This window comes from Tamlana crocina (assembly GCF_012037625.1).
The window spans coordinates 1-443 of sequence record NZ_JAAVJS010000254.1; the positions used below are offsets into that span (position 1 = coordinate 1).

Annotated in this window: 1 protein-coding gene and 1 pseudogene; both read right to left on the minus strand. The window is 35.9% G+C overall.

Features of this window, described 5'->3' with window-relative positions; translation table 11 throughout:
* Positions 1 to 258, minus strand: a 258-nt coding sequence (rplJ, locus tag HC176_RS16590) for a 50S ribosomal protein L10 (RefSeq protein WP_167920113.1), incomplete at its 3' end; no start/stop codon positions are given.
* A gap of 12 nt (positions 259 to 270) precedes the next feature.
* Positions 271 to 443 (minus strand): annotated as a pseudogene (locus HC176_RS20100) (50S ribosomal protein L1); the annotation flags it as partial.

Sequence of the window (443 nt, forward strand, 5' to 3'; positions counted from 1 at the left end):
TTCAGAAAACATAATCGAAGTATTTCCTTTTAATACTGAAGGAAGTTCTCCAAAATCCTTATCTGAACTTTCCATGGCCTTAGCCAAAAGTGTGTTCTTAACTACCGCAAGCTTTACGTTAGCCTTAAAACAAGCTCTACGTAAATTTGTCGTATTCAAGGCGTTCAAGCCAGAAATATCGGCCAGGTAAATAGTAGTATTATCAGCTAACTGGGCAGTTAAATCTTCAATTACTCTTGATTTTTCTTCTCTTGTCATAATCCAATAATATTATTGCTCAGTGAACCTTTTGGTATCAACTTCAACGCTTGGGCTCATAGTGCTGGACATGTATATACTTTTGATATATACACCTTTAGCAGCCGTAGGTTTTAATTTTACCAGGGTAGTTAATAATTCTCTTGCGTTACCTGCTATTTTCTCTGCATCAAAAGATGCTTTTC